1 protein-coding gene is annotated in these 276 nt (G+C 53.6%); it reads left to right on the forward strand.

Going from position 1 to position 276, the window contains the following annotated elements:
• Window positions 1–276: DDE-type integrase/transposase/recombinase (locus tag L0666_RS17145; RefSeq protein ID WP_235262617.1), on the forward strand; the 276-nt coding region annotated here is incomplete at both ends.

The raw sequence follows: 276 nt of genomic DNA on the forward strand, positions 1-276 counted from the left end.
CGGATAAGCTTTGGAGTTATGGCGCAGCAATTCGGGAGATTCCTGTGCTTCACCGAGTGGAGCACATTCAGGTCGCATCTACTGCCCGGTGCAACAACCTTGTCGAGCAGTCACATCGACCGACTAGACAGCAGGAACGGCAACAAATCGGATTCAAGCGACGACAACGAACCCAAGAATTTCTTGCCCTGCACGCCCGCACCTCCAATCTTCATCGCCAGACCAGAACGACAGTTACAGCCAGTCAAAGGCGGATGAATCAGACTTCCGCAACGT

It is taken from the genome of Octadecabacter algicola (assembly GCF_021532625.1).
Taxonomy (GTDB): Bacteria; Pseudomonadota; Alphaproteobacteria; order Rhodobacterales; family Rhodobacteraceae; genus Octadecabacter; species Octadecabacter algicola.